The sequence below is a fragment of the Psychromonas sp. psych-6C06 genome (assembly GCF_002835465.1).
Taxonomy (GTDB): domain Bacteria; phylum Pseudomonadota; class Gammaproteobacteria; order Enterobacterales; family Psychromonadaceae; genus Psychromonas.
Genome location: NZ_PIZM01000004.1, coordinates 105,506 through 127,368 on the forward strand (window position 1 = coordinate 105,506; position 21,863 = coordinate 127,368).

The 21,863-nt window shown below is 40.2% G+C and carries 20 protein-coding genes; 6 read left to right on the forward strand and 14 right to left on the reverse strand.

Features of this window, described 5'->3' with window-relative positions; translation table 11 throughout:
• Positions 1-15: 15 nt before the first annotated feature.
• From CW745_RS07580 to mraZ, 13 genes are all read right to left on the reverse strand, one after another.
• Entirely contained in the window at positions 16-762 is a 747-nt protein-coding gene (locus tag CW745_RS07580) for a cell division protein FtsQ/DivIB (protein ID WP_101108046.1), read from the reverse strand.
• 9 nt (positions 763-771) lie between these two features.
• The gene (locus tag CW745_RS07585) at positions 772-1,692 is read right to left on the reverse strand and encodes a D-alanine--D-alanine ligase (RefSeq protein WP_101108047.1); all 921 of its coding nucleotides are present in this window, start codon (positions 1,690-1,692) and stop codon (positions 772-774) included.
• On the reverse strand, positions 1,692-3,152 hold the full coding sequence (gene murC / locus CW745_RS07590) for a UDP-N-acetylmuramate--L-alanine ligase (protein ID WP_101108048.1): 1,461 nt from the start codon (positions 3,150-3,152) through the stop codon (positions 1,692-1,694). Before murC ends, CW745_RS07585 begins: the two co-directional genes overlap by 1 nt.
• A gap of 161 nt (positions 3,153-3,313) precedes the next feature.
• A complete protein-coding gene (murG, locus tag CW745_RS07595; RefSeq protein WP_193755560.1) occupies positions 3,314-4,378 on the reverse strand; it encodes an undecaprenyldiphospho-muramoylpentapeptide beta-N-acetylglucosaminyltransferase in 1,065 nt (354 codons plus the stop codon).
• Entirely contained in the window at positions 4,371-5,582 is a 1,212-nt protein-coding gene (gene ftsW, locus CW745_RS07600; RefSeq protein ID WP_101108049.1) for a putative lipid II flippase FtsW, read from the reverse strand. Before ftsW ends, murG begins: the two co-directional genes overlap by 8 nt.
• A complete protein-coding gene (gene murD, locus CW745_RS07605; RefSeq protein ID WP_343226078.1) occupies positions 5,582-6,973 on the reverse strand; it encodes a UDP-N-acetylmuramoyl-L-alanine--D-glutamate ligase in 1,392 nt (463 codons plus the stop codon). Before murD ends, ftsW begins: the two co-directional genes overlap by 1 nt.
• Positions 6,916-7,998 (reverse strand): phospho-N-acetylmuramoyl-pentapeptide-transferase, encoded by a 1,083-nt coding sequence (gene mraY / locus CW745_RS07610; RefSeq protein WP_101108051.1) that lies wholly within the window; start codon positions 7,996-7,998, stop codon positions 6,916-6,918. Before mraY ends, murD begins: the two co-directional genes overlap by 58 nt.
• Before the next feature lie 4 nt (positions 7,999-8,002).
• The gene (gene murF / locus CW745_RS07615) at positions 8,003-9,427 is read right to left on the reverse strand and encodes a UDP-N-acetylmuramoyl-tripeptide--D-alanyl-D-alanine ligase (RefSeq protein ID WP_101108052.1); all 1,425 of its coding nucleotides are present in this window, start codon (positions 9,425-9,427) and stop codon (positions 8,003-8,005) included.
• Positions 9,424-10,941: a UDP-N-acetylmuramoyl-L-alanyl-D-glutamate--2,6-diaminopimelate ligase gene (gene murE, locus CW745_RS07620; protein WP_101108053.1), complete on the reverse strand. Its 1,518-nt coding sequence runs from the start codon at positions 10,939-10,941 to the stop codon at positions 9,424-9,426. Before murE ends, murF begins: the two co-directional genes overlap by 4 nt.
• Positions 10,931-12,769 (reverse strand): penicillin-binding transpeptidase domain-containing protein, encoded by a 1,839-nt coding sequence (locus tag CW745_RS07625; RefSeq protein WP_101108054.1) that lies wholly within the window; start codon positions 12,767-12,769, stop codon positions 10,931-10,933. The genes murE and CW745_RS07625 overlap by 11 nt, the downstream gene beginning before the upstream one ends.
• Before the next feature lie 2 nt (positions 12,770-12,771).
• Positions 12,772-13,086, reverse strand: coding sequence for a cell division protein FtsL (gene ftsL / locus CW745_RS07630; protein ID WP_101108055.1), 315 nt, complete (start codon positions 13,084-13,086; stop codon positions 12,772-12,774).
• On the reverse strand, positions 13,087-14,034 hold the full coding sequence (gene rsmH, locus CW745_RS07635) for a 16S rRNA (cytosine(1402)-N(4))-methyltransferase RsmH (protein ID WP_101108056.1): 948 nt from the start codon (positions 14,032-14,034) through the stop codon (positions 13,087-13,089).
• Positions 14,034-14,492: a division/cell wall cluster transcriptional repressor MraZ gene (mraZ, locus tag CW745_RS07640; RefSeq protein WP_101108057.1), complete on the reverse strand. Its 459-nt coding sequence runs from the start codon at positions 14,490-14,492 to the stop codon at positions 14,034-14,036. Before mraZ ends, rsmH begins: the two co-directional genes overlap by 1 nt.
• 321 nt (positions 14,493-14,813) lie before the next feature.
• On the opposite strand from mraZ, the gene rsfS reads away from it, so the two are divergent.
• From rsfS to CW745_RS07665, 5 genes are read left to right on the forward strand one after another with little or no spacing between them, the layout of a single operon-like run.
• A complete protein-coding gene (gene rsfS, locus CW745_RS07645; protein WP_101108058.1) occupies positions 14,814-15,140 on the forward strand; it encodes a ribosome silencing factor in 327 nt (108 codons plus the stop codon).
• Complete coding sequence (gene rlmH, locus CW745_RS07650) at positions 15,140-15,610, forward strand: 23S rRNA (pseudouridine(1915)-N(3))-methyltransferase RlmH (protein ID WP_101108059.1); 471 nt, start codon at positions 15,140-15,142, stop codon at positions 15,608-15,610. Before rsfS ends, rlmH begins: the two co-directional genes overlap by 1 nt.
• A 3-nt stretch (positions 15,611-15,613) precedes the next feature.
• A complete protein-coding gene (gene mrdA / locus CW745_RS07655; protein ID WP_101108060.1) occupies positions 15,614-17,497 on the forward strand; it encodes a penicillin-binding protein 2 in 1,884 nt (627 codons plus the stop codon).
• 1 nt (position 17,498) lies between these two features.
• Positions 17,499-18,596, forward strand: a complete 1,098-nt coding sequence (rodA, locus tag CW745_RS07660) for a rod shape-determining protein RodA (protein ID WP_101108061.1) — start codon at positions 17,499-17,501, stop codon at positions 18,594-18,596.
• A 19-nt stretch (positions 18,597-18,615) separates the two neighbouring features.
• Positions 18,616-19,398 (forward strand): septal ring lytic transglycosylase RlpA family protein, encoded by a 783-nt coding sequence (locus CW745_RS07665; RefSeq protein ID WP_101108062.1) that lies wholly within the window; start codon positions 18,616-18,618, stop codon positions 19,396-19,398.
• A 224-nt stretch (positions 19,399-19,622) separates the two neighbouring features.
• On the opposite strand, the gene punC is transcribed toward CW745_RS07665, so the two are convergent.
• Positions 19,623-20,843, reverse strand: a complete 1,221-nt coding sequence (punC, locus tag CW745_RS07670) for a purine nucleoside transporter PunC (RefSeq protein ID WP_101108063.1) — start codon at positions 20,841-20,843, stop codon at positions 19,623-19,625.
• A 98-nt stretch (positions 20,844-20,941) separates the two neighbouring features.
• Between punC and punR the strand changes: the two genes are divergently transcribed.
• Entirely contained in the window at positions 20,942-21,844 is a 903-nt protein-coding gene (punR, locus tag CW745_RS07675; RefSeq protein ID WP_101108064.1) for a DNA-binding transcriptional activator PunR, read from the forward strand.
• Positions 21,845-21,863 lie beyond the last annotated feature (19 nt).

Consider the following 21,863-nt stretch of genomic DNA (forward strand, 5'->3'; position numbering starts at 1 on the left):
AGTTATACCTTAACATCATTTAATTAACTCACTCTCGCCCTTCCAACCGATCGCAAAGCCAGTATCATAGCGCAAATCGATATAGTCGATCTTATTTACATCGTATTTTTTACCAATTAACGGATAAACCGTTAAAAAGGTCTGTATTCTATCCAGTTTCTGCTCTTTTCCTAAGCGCAGTAGCATGCCATTTTTCAAGGTTAAGGATGTAGACTGCCTTGTATCGCTACTTAATGACGCAATCTCAAAATCATTTACTTTTAACAATTGATGTAATTTCATATAAGTGGTTAACACATCATTTGCTTGTTCATCGTTACCGTGCAACGAAACATAGTCTTGCTTAGCTGTCACAGGGTCAGCCTGTACAATTTCTCCAAAACGATTTAACAATGCTCTGTCGTTCCAAACTGCAACAATCGATTGCTCAACAATGTGCACTTTTAACGTATCGGGCCAGCGCTTACGAATTGAAACAGAATAAACCCAGGGCATATCCTCAAGTTCTTTTTGTATCTGCGCGATTTCAACAGTAAAAAAATTGAGCCTATCTTCCTGATTAATCAAGACATCACGCACATTATTAAAAGTAATGTGGGTGTTATCTCCTGTTAAGATTAATGCACTTAATGGCACTGATTTTTCATCTGTAAGCCAATTTTTTAAATTGAAATAACTTAACTGTAACAGGTATAGGAGTGCGATAAAAAAAAGCACACTTATCAATTTAGCAAAATTAACCTGTTTGAGTCTTGTTAGCATAATGCTTACTTATAATGTCTGTTTGAGAATTTCTACAACCAATTGCTCAAAACTATAACCCGCCTGTTTCGCAGCCTTCGGGACTAAGCTTGATGTAGTCATCCCGGGCACAGTGTTTACCTCCAGCAGATACCACTGTTCATGTTCATCAAGCATAAAGTCAACACGCCCCCATCCACGGCAACCAATAGCGTTAAAGGCTTCAATCGCAAGACGGTTCAACTCAGCTAATTTATCATCCTCCAATCCACAGGGGCAAAAATATTGCGTATCTGTAGATTGATATTTAGCTTGATAATCATAGAATTCATTTTTAGTCTGCATGCGAATAGCTGGTAACGTCTGACCATTTAGCATTGAAACAGTAAACTCTTTTCCGGTTATCCAAGCTTCAACTAGCACTTTGTCATCATAGGTAAAAGCGTTATTAAGTGCAGCAATCAATTGTTGTTCATTATTTGCTTTTGCCATACCAATGCTGGAGCCTTCATTAATAGGCTTAACCATCACCGTGCCTGATAAACGAGCCAGTATAGCGGCACACTGCGATTCATCAAAGCTTTCTTTGACAATTAATTGATAGTCAGCAGTAGGTAACTGCATACTCTGCCAAATCTGCTTGGTCTTTGATTTATCCATCGCAATCGCAGAGCTCATCACACCGCAACCAGTAAAAGGAATATCTAATGTTGTTAAAAAACCCTGAATAACACCATCTTCACCACCGCGACCATGTAAGGCAATAAAAACACGGTCAAATCCCAGCTTTTTTAACAAACTAATATCGTCTGTTTTTGGGTCGATACCAACGGCATTAATCCCTTGACTGATAAGTGCGGTAAGAATGGCATTACCCGATGCTAATGACACGTCACGCTCAGCACTATTTCCACCGAATAAAACGGCAACCTTACCAAAGTCTTGTTGCATTATTTTTCGCCTGCCTGTGTCATTTTTGTAATATCTAATTTTAAATCAGCTAATGTTTTTACAACTGCGCCAATATTTCCAGCGCCTTGCGTTAATACAATGTCTCCTTCGCCGATCACCTGCGCTAAGATTCCTGGTAAAAGGTCAGCGGAGGCAACAAAAATAGGTTCTTTTCCACTATGTTGTCGAATAGTGCGACATAATGATCGACTATCAGCGCCGGCAATAGGCGTTTCTCCTGCGGCATAAACATCAAGTAAGAGCAATTGATCAACTTGCCCTAATACATGTGCAAAGTCTTCGTAAAGATCACGTGTTCGGGTGTAACGGTGTGGCTGATAAGCCATTACTAAACGTTTTTCAGGCCAACCAGCCCTAACCGCATTAATAGTCGCTTGTACCTCTGTTGGATGATGGCCATAATCGTCTACAAGCATCGCCTTACCATTACCTGTTTCAAACTCTCCATATTGTTCAAAGCGACGGCCAATACCTTCAAATTCGGAAAAAGCTTGCACAATCACATCGTCTTCAATCTCATCCTCCATAGCCACAGCAATGGCTGCGGCTGCATTTAGTGCATTATGCTTTCCAGGTAAATTAAGTTGAATATTCAAATCATCTTTATTGGCACGATGTACAGTAAAAGCACACCGGTTCATTGACTGATTAAAATTAGAGATACGCACATCAGCTTGCTCATGAAAACCATAAGTTACACATTGACGAGCAAATTTAGGAATTAACTCCTCGACGACAGTATCATCTAAACAAACAACAGCAGTTCCATAGAAAGGTAAATTCTGGATGAATTTTACAAAGGTTTCCTTCAAAACTTCAAAGTCACCTTGATAGGTATCCATATGATCAGCTTCAATATTTGTGACCACAGAAACCATGGGTTGTAGATGCAGGAAAGATGCATCACTTTCATCAGCCTCTGCAATTAAGTATCGACTTTGGCCTAGCTTTGCATTGGTACCAGCACTATTCAACAATCCTCCAATGACAAAAGTCGGGTCTAGCTCAGCTTGTGCATAAATACTAGCAATTAAACTTGTTGTGGTGGTTTTACCATGCGTACCAGCAACAGCAACACCATGACGATAGCGCATTAGTTCAGCTAACATTTCCGCACGACGAACAACGGGAATACGTGCTTGTTGTGCGGCAAGTAGTTCAGGGTTTTCAGGGTTAATGGCAGTTGAAACAACAACAACAGATGCACCATAAATATTTTCTTGTTGATGGCCGATAAAAATATCTGCACCAATTGAACGTAATCGATCCACAACAGGGTTCACTGCAATATCAGAGCCCGTGATTTTGTAACCTTCATAAGCAAGCACTTCGGCAATGCCTCCCATGCCAGCACCGCCAATACCTACGAAGTGGATCTGTTTTACACGACGCATTTCTGGAATCATGGTGCGAATCTGTGCGAGTTCAATTTTTGTCATATTTTGCTATCACTTGTTATTAAAATTAGTATTAATTCACCGACAAAAATAAAGGGTTAATCGGCTTAGTTTAAAAACCTGCAATGTTAGAATATCGATATTCATTGCATACGCATTCATTTTTATCTACTTCCTAAGAAGCATAATCCCTATCTTTTATCTTATTGTACCGTCTGTAAACAGATCGCTGCGACACGTTCCGTTGCATCTAAAATTGCTGCTTTTTTGCTCTGCTGTGACATCTTAACGAGCAGTAGCCTATTTTGGCTGAATGACTGTAAATAATCACTTAATATTTTACTATTTAACTGACTCTGTGGGATTAACACAGCCCCTTCTCGATCAACTAAATCTTGTGCATTTCTAGTTTGATGATCATCAACTGCATGCGGTAAGGGGATAAAAATAGCCGGCAATCCAACTACTGCGACCTCAGAAACAGTTAATGCTCCTGCGCGACAGATAACAATATCAGCCCATGCATAACTGGCATCCATATCAGTGATAAACTCTTGCACATTTGCTTTTATCCCTTTGCTCTCATAATGAGACAGCACCGCTTGCTCGTTGCCACGTCCAGTTTGATGAATAATGTCTAAAGCATCTTTCGGTAGGTTTTGCACAACCTCTGGTAATAATTCATTTAGCACTTTAGCGCCTAAACTTCCTCCTACGATTAATACTCGCAGTGGCTCATGCAGTTCAGATATTATTTTTGCAGGAAGCGCTAAAACACTGTCACGGACAGGATTACCGACTAGCAATGCTTTTTTTGTCTTAAAAGCTCCAGCAAACCCCATTAATATTTGTTTGGAAAATAGCGCTAAAATACGATTGGTTAATCCAGCTGCTGCGTTTTGTTCATGCACGAGTACAGGAATTCCTAACGTCCATGCGGCTATTCCACCGGGCCCACTGGCAAATCCCCCCATTCCTAATACTAAGTCTACATTACGTTTTTTTAACACGCGCCGAGCTTGCATTATCGATTTAATGATTCGTATGGGCGCCATTAATAAACGTTTTAAGCCATTACCTCGCACCCCTGCGATATCAATAAAGTCGATATCGTAGCCATGCTCTGGCACTAACTGTGCTTCCATACGATCTGCTGTACCTAACCAACTTACCTGCCACCCACGCTTTTTTAAATTATCAGCAACAGCAAGCCCGGGAAAAACATGACCTCCAGTTCCACCCGCCATGACTAATAATGTTTTATTCATCGCCATCATTTAACTTCTCAATTTTTTTCTTTTTCTTCGTAGATTTTTTTAATCGAATTGGAGACGCGGCAATACGAGTTTCAAAATCGATACGTAGTAACAATGCTACGGCAATAGCAATAGATATAAGACTTGAGCCACCATAACTGACCAATGGAAGAGTTAGACCTTTTGTTGGTGCAATGCCCGATGCGGCGCCGACATTAACCGCTGTTTGGAAGAAAAACCAAATTGCAATACCAATTGCAACATAACCTGAAAACAATAATGGCGTCTTTAACGCTAATGCTTTTTTACCTATTGAAAAGGCCCGATAGACAAGCATAAATTCCAGTATAATCACTAAACTTACCCCGATAAACCCAAGCTCCTCGGCAAGAATAGCCATAATAAAGTCAGTATGCGCTTCCGGTAAATACTCTAATTTTTGCACCGAGTTGCCTAACCCTTGGCCTAGCCAACCACCCCGGCCAAAAGCCATTAAGGATTGGGTCAACTGGTAACTTCTGCCAAAGGGATCTGCCCATGGGTCTAAAAATCCAACTACACGTGCCATTCGATAAGGAGACATGACAACTAAAGCAACGATCACCGCAAGCAGAGAAACAATAATGGCGATAAAGTTGACCAATTTAGCGTCTGCGATAAACAACATGCCCATCATGACGACAACAATTACTACAGTTGAACCTAAATCTGGTTGCAGTAATAATAAGAATGAAAATAACGACAAAATGATAAGCGGTTTAATGAAACCTTTTATCGTATCCACCACTTCCTCTTGACGACGAACTAAATAACTCGCCAAAAAAAGCACGATTGCTAATTTTGCAAATTCAGAAGGTTGTATATTAACCGGGCCTAAACGTAACCAACGCATAGAGCCATTGACCTCAGTACCAATCACTAAAACAGCTAATAAAGCCATTAATGAGAGAATCAATATCAGCATTTGCCGCTTATACCAAAATGAAAAAGGCACGTTTACAATGCACGCCATTAAAACCAAACAGATGCCAACATACAAAACTTGTCGTTTTAAAAAACGAAAAGGATCATCAGATAGAGCAATGCCCTCTGGGATAGAGGCTGAAGCGACAATAACCATACCCACACACATCAATACCAATACAATCACCAATAAAGGTTTATCGTAAGGTGCATTAACATCGTCAAAGGTGAAGAGAGAGCGCAGCCAAGTCATTATTTATCACTCAGTGCTAAGACAAGCTTTTTAAAGTGATCACCTCGAGCCATAAAATTAGGGTACATATCAAGGCTTGCACAAGCAGGGCTTAATATCACTAAGTCCCCTTTTTTCGCCTCTTGACTAAGTAGATTGACAGCAACGACTAGATCCTCAACCATTTGTGCTTGCGGAACTACTTTATTAATTTTAATAGCATCAGCACCAAAACAATAAGTTTTGCCTTTAACATCACTTAAAAAGGGCGTTAATTCATTAAAGTCTGCCCCTTTTCCTTCACCACCTAAGATCAGATGCACATCACCAATAATGGTTTGTGATAAACCATGCAGTGCGGCTTGTGTAGCACCAATATTGGTGGCTTTAGAATCGTTTATCCAACGCACACCTCGCCAGTCGGCGACAAATTCACAACGATGCTCGAGCCCCACATAGGTTTTTAATGTTGCAAGCATAGGTTTTATGTTCAGACCAACGGCTTCCCCTAATGCAAGACAAGCGAGTGCATTTAACCAGTTATGCTTTCCACTTATTTTTAACTCATCAACAGAAAGTAGTAAGCACTCACCTTTAGCAAGCCAACTGCAATTCTGAGCATCAACATTGATATGATAAGTGGCATCTGAAAAACCAAAACTAACACTTTGTTTATCTTTATCACGTACAAAAGTAAGCGCATCTTCACTATTAAACAGAGTACTTTTGGCTTGTTGATAAATATTGTGTTTAGTATCTATATAATGCTGGTAGGAATCATAGCGATCTAAGTGATCTTCACTCAGGTTTAAAATGGTTGCGATATTTGCATCTAAAGAGTGTGTTGTCTCTAATTGAAAACTAGATAATTCTAAGATATATAAATCAACATCTGGCGAAAGAAGCTCCAACGCTGGAATACCAATATTCCCCCCTACAGCAACTTTAACGCCCGCTTGTTTAGCCATTTCACCTAATAAGCTTGTTACTGTACTTTTACCGTTCGAACCTGTGATGGTAACGCACTTAGCATGTTGATACGGGGCTTTTTTTAGGGCTCGAGCAAAGAGTTCAATATCGCCGATTATTTCACTACCAGCTTGAATTGCACTTTGTAAAGCAGGTGTTGACAGTGCAATGCCAGGGCTAGAAATAATTAATGGGAAAGAGGCCAGCGTGTTTCCACAAAGTTCACCTTTAATGAGGCTTACCTGCGCGGGTAATTTATCTTCTCCAGGGGGAGTTTGTCTCGTATCAAAGACGGTGATCTGGTAGCCGAACTTGAGTAGATAATTAACCGAGGCTAAGCCAGTAATTCCCAGCCCTAAAACGGCAACACGTTGCTTAACCATAATTAACGTACTTTTAAGGTAACAAGACCAATTAACACCATCACAATCGTAATGATCCAAAAACGCACTATCACTCTTGGCTCAGGCCAGCCTTTCTTTTCATAGTGGTGATGTATAGGTGCCATGCGAAATATACGTTGTTTACGCATTTTGTATGAACCAACTTGTAAAATCACCGACAGTGTTTCAATTACGAAAATCCCCCCCATGATGAATAACAGTACCTCTTGGCGCACTAAGATAGCAATAATACCTAGCAAAGCTCCCAATGCAAGCGAGCCAACATCACCCATAAATACTTGAGCAGGGTAAGTATTAAACCAAAGGAAGCCAAGACCAGCCCCAACAATAGTGCCACATATCACCACTAGTTCACTGGCATGGGGAATATAAGGTATATATAAATACTGAGCATAATTAATGTTACTCGTTAAGTAAGCAATCAATGCAAATGCAGCAGCTACCATCACCGTTGGCATGATAGCGAGCCCATCAAGGCCGTCAGTTAAATTTACCGCATTACTGCTTCCTACGACCGTAAAGTAGACCAAAGGAATGAATAACCAGCCTAAGTAAGGCATATACTCTTTAAAGAAAGGAACCACAAAAGTGAGCTCTGCAGGTGAAGAAGCGGTCAACATTAATACAATGGCAAGCGCCAAAGCAGTCACTGATTGCCAGAAATATTTCCAACGCGCAATTAACCCATCCGGGTGCTTTCGAACAACTTTCAAATAGTCATCCATAAAACCAATAGTACCAAAAGCGACAGTGGTAAATAATACAACCCAAACGTAATGATTATCTAGCCTTGCCCACAGTAAGGTCGAAATAGTAATAGCGGCTAGGATCATTAATCCCCCCATTGTGGGTGTCCCCGCTTTACTAAAATGTGATTCAGGACCATCATCACGCACCACTTGACCAATTTGCATTTTCTGCAAGAACCGAATCAATTTAGGTCCGATCCATAGTGAGAAAGCAAGTGCAGTTAATACTGCTAGCACCATACGCACTGATAAATATGTTAATACATTAAGAAATGTAAAGTGGCTTGAAAAAAGCTCTGCTAACCAGACTATCATGGCGTTATCCTATTTTCTGTTGCTTTATATAAGCAACAATTTCTTCCATTTTAGTGCTGCGTGAGCCTTTCACTAAAATAGTTAGTTTTTCATTGCGTTTGTTTTGTAAATAAGTGTGTAGATGTGCTTTAAGCACCTTTTTATCATCAAAATGCAAGCAGGTATGACTGCTTAATGACTTAAAAGTTTCATGGGTAAATGCTGTTGACTGACCAACGGTTAACAATACAGTAATTTGCTGCTCAGCAGCATACTGCCCAACAATGCGATGCTCTTGTTCATTATATTGGCCCAACTCTCCCATATCAGAAAAGATAAGAACCGTTTCACCACTATTTTGAGCAAGTAAATCAATCGCAGCTTTTAATGATGCCGAATTAGCATTGTAACTGTCATCAATAAGCATTAGGTTGTCATTAATTGACAGGCTATTTACGCGTCCAGCAACAAGTTCTAAGGAAGCTAAGCCCTTACTTATAACGTTTAAATCACAGCCTAAAGCAATTGCCATACTTGCCGCAGCCAGTGCATTACTGACGTTATGTTGCCCTGCAATATTCAAACAGATTGATATCTGTTGTTGTTCATAATTTAGTGTAAAACGGGCACGACCTAATGGATCAAACTCAAGTTCTGTAGCAAACACAGAGGCACTATTGTCAGTTTGTGAAAAAGTTAATATTGATGTTTGTTGCTTTTTTAATTGATTAATATAGGTCTGAGAAAATTTTGCATCAAGGTTGACAACACCTGTCGCACTCGCCTCTAAACTTGACCAAATTTCACCCTTTGCCTGTGCAACCCCTTCAATACTTCCAAAGCCTTCAAGGTGGGCAGGCATAACATTATTTATCAGTGCTACATCAGGCTTAGCAAGTGCAGAGGTGTAAGCGATTTCCCCTTGATGATTCGCACCAAGCTCTACCACTGCAAAACGAGTTTGTTCAGTGAGACGAAGCAGTGTCAAAGGTAATCCAATATCGTTATTAAAATTACCAGCGGTTGATAGTACAGCTCCGTCCACAGGACAATGAACGCTTAAAATAGCGCTCAACATCTCTTTAGTTGTGGTTTTACCATTACTTCCGGTAATAGCAGCACACTTTAAGTTTTTAATTTTGGCTTTTACATATGCACCTAATTGGCCTAATGCAGTGCGCGTATTATTGACTACAACATAGGGTAATTCGATATTACCTTCTTGCTCGACAATAAATGCAGTCGCTCCTAGCTTTTGTGCTTCAAGCAAAAATTGGTGAGCATCAAAGTTTTCACCTTTTAATGCAATAAATAGACAGCCTTCAGCTATATGCCTTGTATCAGTACAAACGGTTGTAATGTGATCTGGAAAATTATTATTGGAAGTATCAACATTGCGTAATTCGCCACCTGTTGCCAATGCTATCTCTTCTAAGGAGAGGGAAATCATAAATCTGTCTTCTTTTTATGTAATAACTGTAACGAGGCTAATAATACTCGGTCACTATAATCAATGCGCTTATCACCGATTATTTGATAATCTTCATGTCCCTTGCCTGCGACTAAAATCAGATCATCTTCTTGGCTAGTAGCCAATAGTTGCTCGATCGCTTGTTTACGATCATGAATACACTCGACCCTATCAGGTTGTGTGAAACCGACCAAGATATCGCTCATGATCTGTTCAGCAGATTCGGTGCGCGGGTTATCATCGACTAAAACGACTTTATCTGCAAAGGCTTCAGCTACTTTTGCCATTTCGGTGCGTTTTCCTTTATCTCTATCGCCACCACAACCAAATACACAAATCAAACGTCCTCTATGGCTATGTTTTTTTAGTGCTAATAACGCTTTTTCAAGCGCATCAGGCGTATGCGCATAATCAACCACAAAAGTACTATTTTGGGGTTCAAAATGATACTGTTCCATTCGCCCTGCAACGGTACTAAGCAAAGGCATAACCTGCTGAACAGCATGGATAGTAAACTCATCAGCAAGCAACTGAGTGATCACAGCAGCTAAATTTGAAACATTAAAGTCACCATAAAAGGGGGCAACTATCTCTCCATTCCCCCATGAAGACTCAAAACAAAAGGCTAATCCCTGGGCTAAATAACGGACTCTGTGAGTCATTAAGTATCGATGTGAAAGTAAACGTTTATTATGTGTACTGAAGGTGATGGCATCAGGGTATTCGTCTACCCATGTTGCACCCGTTTTATCGTCTAGATTAATAATTCGATGTTTAAGGGGAAAGTCTTCAAACAGCTTTTTCTTCGCATCACCATAAGCTTGCATCGTGCCATGGTAATCGAGGTGGTCACGCGTTAAATTGGTAAAAATGGCACTATGGAATGGTACTGCACTGACTCTTTCTTGAACTAATCCGTGAGAGGAAACTTCCATCATTGTATATTTTGTTCCCTGCCACTGATAATCATTAAGGCATGCAAATACAGAAAGAGGATCTAGCGTGGTATTCAAACTGCTAACTAACTCGCCAAATAAGCCATTACCAATGGTGCCCATCTGAGCACTCTTTTGATTGAGTAACGTTAGGCAATTAGCTAATAAAGTCGCAATCGTTGTTTTACCATTTGTGCCTGTCACGCCGATTACTTTATGACAATCTGCGTCAGGAAAATAGAACTGATAAGCGAGTTTACTTAGTACCTTAGTGAGGTCATAAAAATGAATAATAGGGGTTTCATTGTTGCTTTCAATCATGCCATGTTGCTGTTTATCTTTCGTTTCAGCGAGTACAACGCACGCGCCACCTTGAATCGCATTTTCAATAAACAGGCGTCCATCAACAGTTCCCCCCTGCAAGGCAACAAAGAGATAGTTGTTTTTTACTTTTCGGCTATCCAAAGTCATGCCAGCAACTGGCATTGAAATAGTATTAGGTAGCGATAACCAAGGGGATAATAATAAGTTTAAGGGATGTGCTATTTTATTGGGCATCTTTTAATTGATCCAACAGAGTATAACGAGTGTGTTCATCATCAGGGCGAATGTGGCTTAGTAAAAGTGCACTTTGCATAACCGATGAAAAAACCGGCGCGGCAACATCACCTGCATAATACCTATCTCCCTGTGGCTCATTAATCATCACCACAATTGAAAAGCGTGGGTTACTGGCTGGGGCAAGCCCTGCAAAAATGGACACATAATCATCACCATAACCACCCGCTTCTGCTTTACGAGAAGTACCTGTTTTACCCGCAATACGGTAACCTTCAATGCTTGCTTTTCTTGCTGTTCCACCTTTTTCATTCACGCCTTCCATCATATGCACGACTTCTAAGGCGATATTACGTGGAATGACCTGTTCTCCTTCACCTGGATTATCGGTTTTTAAAATGGTTAATGGGTATTGTTTACCACCACTGCCTAAAATAGCGTAGGCTTTCGCGATTTGAAGCGTAGTCGCTGTGATACCATAGCCAAAAGACATTGTCGCTAATTCAAAATCAGACCAGCGATGACGAATCGGTAAACGCCCAACACTTTCACCAATCAGGCCAACACCGGTATCATTACCTAATCCAAAATCAGCAAAGGTCTGCTGTAACTGCCCAGGTTTTAAGCGTAATGCAAGCTTACTTACGCCTATATTACTAGATTTTTTAAGTATCATTGCTAAATCGATTTCGCCCAAATTTTTGCCATCTCGTACACGACGTCCACCAATATTCATCCAACCAGGTGAAGTATTGATAACTTCATCAACGTCGGTTTTTTTGTAAGCAAGCGCACTCGCCACCACCAAAGGTTTTACGGTAGAGCCTGGCTCAAAAGTGTCAGTAATTGCACGATTTCGTAATTTATAAGGTTGATACTGACTTCGATCATTTGGATTAAAGGATGGATAGTTAGCCATTGCATAGATTTCACCGGTGTGTACATCAAGAACAACTAATGAGCCTGAGGTTGCTTGATGGATTTTCACCGCCCTTTTTAACTCGCTATAAGCAACCGCTTGAATTCGTTGGTCAATACTAAGCGCTAAGTTACCAGCTGCTTTTTTCTCAGCAACGACTTCGATTTGATCGATTACATTACCTAACCTGTCTTTACGTACTCGCTTTTTACCATTTTGTCCCTGTAAAAAATTATTGTAGGTTTTTTCTATCCCTTCAATACCCTGAGCATCTAGGTCAGTTAAACCGATAATATTAGCGTTTATCTCTCCCGTTGGGTAATAACGATGCGACTCTAATTGATTAGCGATGCCGGCTAGTCTTAGTTGTTTAATGTAATCAACGACAGGTGGATTAACTTGGCGTTTTAAATAAGCAAATCGTGCGTTAGGGCGCTCAATTATTTTAACCAAGTCTTCAAGTTTTATATCAAGCACCTCTGCTAATGCAGGCCATTTTTTAGATTCGAAAAACTTCTTTTTAGTATATTTTAATTTTCCAGTACGCTTGTTTTCAATGGCGCTTGCTTGCCATTGTTCATCATTAAAGGCATAGGCCTCTTTGACTGTTTTTGGATCGATCCAAATTGCATAAGCAGGCACACTAATAGCAAGCTCTTCACCATTACGATCAGAAATATTGCCACGATGAGTGACTGATTTAGTGACACGTAAGCTACGCTTGTCCGCTTCTTCTGTTAAATATTCAGGCTCAATTACTTGAATATAGGCAAGGCGTGATATCAATAATACAGCAATGCTAGCGACAACAATTGATACAAACATAAAGCGCCACGAGGAAAAAGCATGATATACCTTCCTAGCTTGAGCTTGTTGCACTTTTCTTTTTTTACTGACAGTCCGTTTCATTGTTATGGTATTTCCACTAATACGCTATTATTTGTAGTTGGCTGAGCCATAGAGAGTTTTTTCTTAGCAAAGTACCTGATGCGACTATGCTCATCTAAGGTATGCTCTTCAATGAGTAAGTTTTGCCATTCAATGGTTAAATTATCTTTCTGTTGTGCAAGCATATCTTTTTCTGTCACTAATTTACGCGTTTCATGGGTGATATAAATATTGTAAAAAGCACTCACTAAAAGTGCGATTGCCAAAACAACAACCACAAAATATCGTCGTAAATCGCTGAGTATCAGCAATAATAAATTATCGCGAGATACACTCAATTATGCATTCTCTGGGTGCGCTATTTTTTTAGCAACGCGTAATACTGAGCTTCTCGCTCTTGGGTTGTCATCTATTTCACGCGAGGTCGGTTTTAGCGCCTTACCTACTGCTTTTAATGTTTTTCCAGACTGCATCTGCTCATCTGTGAGAGGCAGTCCAGCAGGATATTCACGTCCTTTCTCCTGCTTACGAATAAAGCGTTTTACGATACGATCTTCAAGTGAATGAAAACTGATCACTGAAAGCTGACCGCCGATCGCGAGTACATCGAGCGCGCCATCTAACACTTTATGGATCTCTTCTAACTCACTATTTACATAAATGCGAATAGCCTGAAAGCTGCGCGTTGCCGGATGTTTTTTCTTTTCACGTTTAGGACAAAGGCGCTCGATCAATTTAGCGAGATCTAACGTACGTAAAAAAGGTGTTTCGTCGCGATCGGCAACGATTGCACGGGCTATTCGGTAAGCAAACTTCTCTTCACCAAAGGTTTTTAAAACCCAACCAATATCGTCAACATCCGCCTTGGCTAACCAATCTGCGGCACTGATCCCTGAGGTTGGATCCATTCGCATATCTAACGGCCCGTCACGCATAAAACTAAAACCACGCTCGGCATCATCTAATTGTGGCGAGGAGACACCAAGGTCAAGTAACACACCGTCTATTTTTCCAGCCAAGCCTAACTCTTTTACATACTCAGCTAATCCAGAGAATGGGCCATGAATAATACTAAAACGCGGGTCAGCTTGCATTAATGCATCGCCAACAGCGATAGCACGCGGATCGCGATCGATCGCAATTAATCGCCCATTTTCACCTAAACGATCCAGAATATAGCGGGAATGTCCGCCACGACCAAAGGTACCATCTACATAAATGCCGTCTTTTTTAAGGGCTAATCCATTAACCGCTTCATCTAATAAAACCGTGATGTGCTCTGCCATTACAGTGAGAATCCTTTTAAACTTTCAGTTAATAGCTCACCAGCGGGCAAACCTTCGAGTAGATCAGCTTCAACTTGCTGCTGCCACATATCTTCGTCCCACAATTCAAACTTATTGAACTGACCAACTAGCATCACTTTCTTTTCTAATTTTGCATGCTTTCGTAAAGTAGGCGCAATCAATAACCTGCCTCCTTTATCGAGTTCTGTTTCTGTTGCATAGCCCAAGACTAAACGTTGCACCCGCCTTTCAATCGGATTGGTGCTCGATAATGCACTTAATTTTTTTTCAATGACCAGCCATTCATTCAATGGATAAATCAATAAGCAAGGCGATTGTAAGTCGATCGTACAGACAAATTGACCATGGCAAGATTCCAATAGGCTATCGCGATATCGAGTTGGCATCGCGATCCTTCCTTTGGTGTCCATATTGATGGCATTTGCACTTCGTAACATGACGATCAAGTCCTAACTTGAGAAAATATGGCTCTTTTAGGGTCGTAAATTTCTTATTTAGGGTAAAAGATCCACTTTTCGACACTTTTTACCACAATAGATGAGGAAGTGTAATAAAGTGCACCGTTTTTGCAAGCAAAGGATCTTTTTTTTTTATGATTTTTATCACACAAACATGATCTATATGTTCAAAATTGATGAACATTACGCTAGCGCTGTAAATGTGCTCTAAATGGTGAAATTATTATCAAAAATGCTAGGTGAATGTCATGAACGTGATATAGTTCTCGATTAGCTGTTTTATTTAAAAAGGACACTCCTTTGTTAGACCAAGAATTAAAAGCATTTGTAATTACACAAATCGAAGATATGAAAGCCAAAGAGATCACTATCATTGATGTATCAGATAGCTCTGATGTAACTGATACTATGATTATCTGTACTGGTAACTCGAAACGCCATGTACGTTCAATTGCTGAACAAACTGCATTAGAAGCTAAGCGCGCTGGGGAAGCGCCCATTGGTGTCGAAGGCTTAGAGGGCAGTGAATGGGTACTGGTTGATTTAGGTAATGTTGTATTGCATGTTATGCAAGATGAAACACGTCAATTTTACGATCTAGAGAAACTTTGGGGACAGTCTGCTTAATGAAAATTCAGTTGATCGCAGTGGGCACTAAAATGCCCGACTGGGTTGAAAAAGGATATCAAGAATATGCAAGACGCTTTCCCAAAGAGATGCAACTTGAGTTGCTTGAAATAAATGCCGGAAAACGTGGTAAGAATGCAGATATAGCGCGCATTTTAAAAAAAGAGGGTGAACTGACATTAGCAGCCATCCCAAAAGGTAATAAGATTGTCACCCTTGAGGTGACAGGCAAGCCTTGGACAACAGAGCAATTAGCTGGCGAAATGAAAAAGTGGCAATTAGATGCTCGAAATATTAGCTTGTTAATTGGAGGGCCAGAAGGGCTTGCTCCAGAGTGTATTGCAAAGTCAGAACAACGTTGGTCACTTTCAGCACTTACCTTACCGCATCCCTTAGTGCGTATTATTGTTGCTGAAGGTCTTTATCGCGCCTATACATTAACGATAAACCATCCCTACCACCGCGAGTAATTTGTGCCAAGAAAACCCATCAATATACGTAATCATTCTGCTGAATCAGCACTTTTTATGCGCCGTACTTTGGTGGTTTTTATTGCAATTATTATTGCCATCGCAGCCCTAATCTCAAACCTTTATTATCTGCAAATCAACTCTTTCGAAAGCTTTCAAACACGATCTAACGATAACCGTATTAATGTGCAAACAGTGCCACCAAATCGAGGCTTAATTTATGATCGTAACGGTATTATTCTCGCAGAAAATAGGCCTGTATATAGCTTGCAGGTTGTTGTAAAAAAAACAAAAAACCTTAAGCAAAAGATTGAAAAACTTAGAGAAATGCTCGATTTAACTGATCAAGAAGTTGAAAAATTTTATAACCGTAATCGCTATGCCCGCGCTCGATCTTACAAGCCAATACTATTACGGGATCAATTAAGTAGCGAAGAGGTTGCTTTATTTACCGTTAATCAACACCAATTTAAAGGTTTTTCAATTCAAGCCAACCTAAAACGTTATTATCCCTTCGGTGATGCTTTTACACATGTTTTAGGGTATATCGCCAAGATAAACAGTAAAGATCTTATTCGAATTGATGAACAAGGTGCAACCGCCCGATACCGAGGCACAAACTATATTGGTAAGCTAGGTATTGAAAAATATTATGAAGAGATTTTGCATGGCCACCCCGGTCAAAGACAAGTTGAAGTAGACAGCTGGGGTAAGGTGATTCGCGTTTTAAATTTTACACCGCCAGTTCCCGGTAAAGACATTAAACTTAACATCGATATTAATCTACAGCTTAAAGCACAAAAACTGCTTGGCGACACACGTGGCTCTGTCGTTGTAATGGATACGAGAACCGGTGGTATTTTAAGCTTAGTATCCAATCCCAGTTATGATCCTAATCTGTTTGTGCAAGGGATCAGCAGTAAAAAATATAATGAATTATTAAATTCCAAAGATCGTCCTTTGATCAATCGTGCGACTCAAGGTCGCTATCCACCCGCTTCAACGATCAAGCCACAAATGGCGTTACTCGCCTTAGATACAGGTGTTGTTACAGAACATACTAAAATTAAAGATCCTGGTTGGTGGATTGTTCCTGGTAGTAAACGCCGTTTTCGTGACTGGAAACGCTGGGGACATGGCGAAGTTGATGTGATTCACGCAATTGAGCAAAGTTGTGACACTTATTTTTATGATGCTTCTTATAAAATAGGCATTGATCGAATCAACCCCTTTATGGAACAGTTTGGTTTTGGTCAATATAGTGGTCTAGATCTTGCCGAAGAAACGAAAGCAATCATGCCCTCAAGAGAATGGAAACGGCAGCGCTATAAAGCACCTTGGTACGATGGTGACACGATTTCTGTTGGAATAGGTCAAGGCTATTGGACAGTCACGCCTATTCAGCTAACCCAAGCTACGGCGATTCTGGCTAGAAAAGGAACAATCATTGCACCTCACATTCTTCATTCTATTGTATCTGATGGTGGTGAATTTACCCCGCCTGTTAATATGTCGCCCTCTATCGTTTTAAAGGATGAACACTACTGGGACATTGCATTAAAAGCGATGTATGGGGTAACCAGTAAAATTACAGGGACAGCGCATCGAGCATTTGCTGATACCTCATATACAGTGGCAGGTAAATCAGGAACAGCGCAGGTTATCAATATTAAAGAAGATGAGGAATATGACGCGGCTAGCATTGCTGAACGCCATAGAGATAATGCAATGTTTGTTGCCTACGCTCCTTATGAGTCTCCAGAGATTGTCGCCACCGTCATTTTAGAAAATGCAGGTGGGGGAAGCTCAAATGGGGCCCCCGTATTACGTGAACTTTTTGACGAATACTTCGATAACATAAAAGACCAAGACATACTGGATAATTAATATGGTTAGTACCAAAGCGCAGAAGAGTATTTTTTATCGACTTCATATTGATCCATGGTTAATGCTTGGTATTTTCAGCTTAATGGGCTTAAGCCTCATCACTCTTTATTCTGTTTCGCCCGACTGGATCATGCCACAAATAATTCGGCTTAGCATTGCGATGGTAGCGATGCTAGTAATGGCACAAATTCCTCCTGAAGTTTATCAACGCTGGACACCCGCAATTTTTATCATTTGTGTATTAATGCTAATCGCAGTTTTAGTTATTGGCCATACAGGTAAAGGAGCACAACGTTGGTTAGACCTTGGCTTTACGAAGTTTCAACCCTCAGAAATAATGAAACTGATCATGCCCTTTGCTGTCGCTTATTATATCAGCCAATATACGCTTCCTGCACGCTTATCAAATGCCCTTATTGCGCTGTTAATTGTGATAATTCCAACACTATTAATTGCCAAGCAACCCGATCTCGGTACTTCTATCTTGGTTGCTTCTTCAGGTATTTTTGTCCTCTTTCTTTCCGGAATATCTTGGTTATACATTAGTATTGCTATTGGAGGTGTACTCGCTTTTATTCCAGTGCTGTGGTTCTATTTAATGCATGATTACCAACGAGGGCGAGTAATGACACTATTTAATCCGGAAGCAGATCCACTTGGTGCTGGGTATCATATTATACAATCTAAAATAGCCATTGGCTCTGGTGGACTCTGGGGAAAAGGTTGGCAACAAGGTACACAATCACAGCTGGAGTTTTTGCCAGAGCGACATACTGACTTTATATTTTCGGTGTATTCTGAAGAGTTTGGTTTTATTGGTATCTTGCTATTGCTGACGATTTACCTGTTCATTATTGGTCGAGGATTATGGATAGCTAATCAAGCTCAAGATGCCTTTACCAAGTTAGTTGCTGGCAGTATTATCCTTACTTTTTTTGTCTATGTATTTGTAAATATTGGCATGGTCAGTGGATTATTACCGGTTGTTGGCGTGCCTTTAGCGTTAATTAGTTACGGTGGTACTTCCATCGTTACACTACTCGCTGGTTTTGGCGTGTTAATGTCATTCAATACCCATAAGCGTTTTAACGCTAAATAAACAATTCGGTCATTCAGCTATGCCCCTAAAAACACAAACATTATTATACTTAACTTTAATTAGCGTACTTGCAGGCTGTAGCTCCAGTCGCTATCAATATAATAATGATCATCACCCTGATGATGTTCCACCACTGACACACATTGAAGATGCGGTTCCACGATATGAGCCCTACTCTCGTGGTGGAAACAGCAACTACCGAGTACGCGGTATCGACTACCCAGTGTTTAACGACATCACCTCTTTTAGTGAGACTGGGTATGCTTCGTGGTATGGAAATAAGTTTCATGGTCACCTTACTTCTAATGGCGAGCGCTATGACATGTATGCAATGAGTGCTGCACACAAAAACTTACCTTTACCGAGCTATGTCAGAGTGACTAACCTTGAAAATGAGAAAAGTGTGATTGTGCGTGTTAACGATCGAGGTCCTTTTCATGAAGGTCGGATCATTGATCTATCCTATGTCGCAGCCCATAAGCTCGACATCATTAAATCTGGTACTGCAAAGGTGGAAATTGAGCTTATTCATATTCCCGTAGATCAAAATGAACATAAGAATGACTACTTGAATGGATTCTATTATGTTCAATATTTAGTAACTTCACAGCAAGACAAGGCAAATAAATTAGGCAAGCAACTAAGTGAAAAATACGCAGTAGGTCAATCGGCTTTACAAGATAAAAGTAATTATAGATTACGCTTGGGGCCCTTAAACAGTGAGAAAAAAGCACGAAAACTGCTTGAACAGCTACAAAAAGAATACCCTGGTGCTTTCATCGTCCATCAGAAAAAACGCTAATTCATCGTTAGCTTATTATTGAATTAAGTATATGATCTAAATTTTGCACAGGAAAAGCAACTTAACCCAAGGCTAAATTTGACGTAAATGGTTGTAGCCTTTACGAAAATATTAACGAAGAGATAAGTTACTTTAACCAGTAAATCAGCTAGTTATTTTTGGAGATAACTATTTGAGTCCAAAGACTATAACGCTTCCACTAATCAGCGTTGATGTTACCTAGCTTAAACTGTCGCAACGACTAATTTTTCTAATTTACGTTGTTTAGCAATGAGACTATAACCAAACAACACCAATATGCCTTGAAACACCATTACAGCGGTCATTGCTAACACACCATAATCACTAAATAGTGACACTACCCCACTCGCTAATACACATAGCATCATCTGCAAAAAATTCAATAAGCCCGATGCAGACGCACTACTGTTTTTAAATGCTAATAATGCATTATTAGCAACAATAGGATAGATCCCTCCATTAGCGGCGGCCATAAAACACATCGGTATTAATAGCGGAATAATGCTTGTCTGTGTCGCCAAACTCGCAACAGAAAACATTGCAACAACACTCAAGATAAACAGTTTTAATAGCCACGGTAATAGTTGCTCACTGCTATAACGATTAAGTAAGTAACGGCAACTGTAACCGCCGATGATAAAAGCGATAGTTTGTGGTAGATAACTTAAACCAATATCAGTACCAGAATACCCCATTGCGCTCATTGCAAAAGGTGAGCCAGTAAGCCAAGCAAAAAAAGCGGCCGAACAAGCTGCATAGATAATCATATTGCCACTGAATTTCTTAGATTTTAAAATTGTTACATACTGCTTTAATATCGACGTTTTGATATTTTTCTCACGTACTGTAGCTAATGGATCTTTTTCACATTTAAAGTCAATGAAGCTACTACGAAAAGCCCAAGCTATACCGATCAACAATAAACAGTAGAAAATACTCTGCCAACCAAACTGCGCTTCTAATAACGCACCAAGTAAGGGCGCAAGTGCAGGAGAAAGCGCTACTAATGGCATAACTGTTGCAAAAATACGTTGGGAGGTTTTATCATCATATTTTTCGATAACAAAAGCTTGCCAAATAATCGTCGCGCCAGCTGCACCTATCGATTGGATAAATCGACCAGCAAGTAATAGCTCGACATTACTCGATAATGCACAGATTATGGTACCGACACTAAAAATAACCAAGCTTGATATCAATACACGCTTTTTGCCAAAACGCTCACTCAATGGGCCATAAACTACCTGTCCAATTGCCATTCCAAGAAGGAAAATACTCAAAGACCAACCGATCATTTGACTACTGGTGGCTAAGTCTTGACGCAATATATCAAAAGCAGGTAAGTACATATCGGTTGCTAGAAAACCTAACATGCTCAAACCAGATAGCCAAACATACGGAACTTTAGTGTGTTGTGTATTCATTTTTTGCTCACATAGAAAATTTTAAAGCAGTATAAACTTGCACAAAAGAGGATTAAAACGGTATATTTTAACCATTGCTATCAAAAAAGTTGATGTGTATGTTTTCTCACCATGATTTAAGCGTTATCGAAACGGTTGCTCGCCGAGGAAGTTTTTCAAGTGCGGCCGACGAACTGCATAAAGTGCCCAGTGCAATTAGTTATAATGTGAAATTAATTGAAGATAAACTGGGGGTATTACTCTTTGAGCGTTTGCACCGTAAGGTGAAACTAACCGCTGCTGGTGAATATTTTGTACAACAGGCAAGAGTATTATTAAAGCAAATGGACGAGGTCAAAACACAAACTCAGCGCGTTGCAAATGGTTGGCAAAGTAGCGTCTCAATTGCTCTCGATAATGTCGTTAGAGAAGCATCAGTGAATCAATTAGTTGAAGATTTTTATCAACAATTTCCGGATATTGAGCTGCTGTTGACCATGGAAGTATTTAATGGGGTTTGGGATGCTTTAGTAGACGCTCGCGCTGATATTGCTATTGGCGCGACTTCTGCAATCCCTATCACAGGAGGTGTAGCTTATCGTAGCATGGGAGAGTTATCATGGGACTTTGTCGTCAGTACAAACCACCCCCTTGCACACTACACTAGTGCTTTATCGGATGAACAACTGGTTGAATTTCCCAGTATCTGTTTGGAAGATAGTGCACGTACATTACCCAAACGTACCACATGGCTACTTAATAATCAGCGGAGAATTGTAGTACCGAACTGGCACAGCGCTGAACAAATATTTATTGCAGGCCTTGGTATTGGTGTAATGCCAACGCACCGCGCTACACCTTTAGTAGAAAAAGGGCTATTAGTAAAAAAAGAGTTGCAAAACCCACATCAAAACAGTCCTTGTTGCCTTGCATGGCGTGAAGGCTCTTTAGCGCCTGCAATTAAGTGGTTATTGAGCTATTTAGGTGATAGTGAAAAATTACACCAACAGTGGTTGGCATAATTTTTTAGTTAAGATCAAA

Coding starts and splice junctions, on each gene's coding strand:
- punR (WP_101108064.1), top strand. CDS start 20,942: ATGTTTTCTCACCATGATTTAAGCGTTATCGAAACGGTTGCTCGCCGA.
- murC (WP_101108048.1), bottom strand. CDS start 3,152: ATGACAAAAATTGAACTCGCACAGATTCGCACCATGATTCCAGAAATG.
- mraY (WP_101108051.1), bottom strand. CDS start 7,998: ATGATAGTCTGGTTAGCAGAGCTTTTTTCAAGCCACTTTACATTTCTT.
- rsmH (WP_101108056.1), bottom strand. CDS start 14,034: ATGGCAGAGCACATCACGGTTTTATTAGATGAAGCGGTTAATGGATTA.
- murE (WP_101108053.1), bottom strand. CDS start 10,941: ATGCCCAATAAAATAGCACATCCCTTAAACTTATTATTATCCCCTTGG.
- punC (WP_101108063.1), bottom strand. CDS start 20,843: ATGAATACACAACACACTAAAGTTCCGTATGTTTGGCTATCTGGTTTG.
- CW745_RS07665 (WP_101108062.1), top strand. CDS start 18,616: ATGCCCCTAAAAACACAAACATTATTATACTTAACTTTAATTAGCGTA.
- murG (WP_193755560.1), bottom strand. CDS start 4,378: ATGAATAAAACATTATTAGTCATGGCGGGTGGAACTGGAGGTCATGTT.
- murF (WP_101108052.1), bottom strand. CDS start 9,427: ATGATTTCCCTCTCCTTAGAAGAGATAGCATTGGCAACAGGTGGCGAA.
- mraZ (WP_101108057.1), bottom strand. CDS start 14,492: ATGTTACGAAGTGCAAATGCCATCAATATGGACACCAAAGGAAGGATC.
- CW745_RS07585 (WP_101108047.1), bottom strand. CDS start 1,692: ATGCAACAAGACTTTGGTAAGGTTGCCGTTTTATTCGGTGGAAATAGT.
- rodA (WP_101108061.1), top strand. CDS start 17,499: ATGGTTAGTACCAAAGCGCAGAAGAGTATTTTTTATCGACTTCATATT.
- rlmH (WP_101108059.1), top strand. CDS start 15,140: ATGAAAATTCAGTTGATCGCAGTGGGCACTAAAATGCCCGACTGGGTT.
- CW745_RS07625 (WP_101108054.1), bottom strand. CDS start 12,769: ATGAAACGGACTGTCAGTAAAAAAAGAAAAGTGCAACAAGCTCAAGCT.
- CW745_RS07580 (WP_101108046.1), bottom strand. CDS start 762: ATGCTAACAAGACTCAAACAGGTTAATTTTGCTAAATTGATAAGTGTG.
- ftsW (WP_101108049.1), bottom strand. CDS start 5,582: ATGACTTGGCTGCGCTCTCTCTTCACCTTTGACGATGTTAATGCACCT.